The sequence below is a fragment of the Streptomyces djakartensis genome, assembly GCF_014651075.1.
Taxonomy (GTDB): domain Bacteria; phylum Actinomycetota; class Actinomycetes; order Streptomycetales; family Streptomycetaceae; genus Streptomyces; species Streptomyces djakartensis.
This window is the reverse complement of sequence record NZ_BMWE01000064.1, coordinates 1-748: the sequence shown is the minus strand read 5'-3', so window position 1 is coordinate 748 and position 748 is coordinate 1. Positions and strand designations below refer to the sequence as shown.

The following is a 748-nucleotide window of genomic DNA, read 5'->3' as shown; positions in this document are numbered from 1 at the left end:
CAGCGGTCATTGAGTTTCCAGTCATTTTTTCGCTTGTCGGGTTGTTCATCAACAAACCGCACATACTGGTTGATGATAGAAAAGGCGGTCTGCTCTGCGTCATAATAGGTCAGCAAATCTCGTACTGCATAATAAGCACGTTCATTCCGAAGCCGTATCTCAAAACGGTTGATAATGTCGGCTTCTTCCAGAGGTGTCCCTAACTTGACATACTGCTCATAGTCCTTTTCATAGATACAAAAATACACATCTGATTTCAGCGACCCAAGATAAAGGGTACGTCCCATATATTCTCTGTCGTCCTCTCTGTGCTTGATAAGCTCGCCCGACTGGTAAAACTTATAGCTTCTGGACTTTCCGATATATTCCCGTTTCCTGCATTTTTCCGCAAGCTCTGGAATATCCAAAATGCCCGTATGGTCGTTGATAGCAAGGTCGATACGCTTCATCACGCCACCGTCTACGAGTGCGTCCATGAGAAAGTCATACCAGCTTCTTTGCTGTGCCAGCAGGTAACTTTCAAACTGTCTGCAACCACGCCCCTTTAACTCTAAAAGGACACCTTTTTCTTCGTCAGCCGACGTATAGATAAAGATGTCCCCAAGAGAATAATGCTCCGTATAGCTGTAATGTCCGTAATCTTCATGGAGCATATAATTGATATTCAGTTTTAATATATCTTTGATGATGTGCTGTATATCCAGCGTGGGAAAACGAATTTTCACATAATCAAACAGCATGGTAAGCG

At 43.3% G+C, this 748-nt stretch carries 1 protein-coding gene; it reads right to left on the bottom strand.

Going from position 1 to position 748, the window contains the following annotated elements:
- On the bottom strand, window positions 1-748 hold a 748-nt coding region (locus IE212_RS35790; protein WP_190201933.1), incomplete at both ends, for a replication initiation factor domain-containing protein.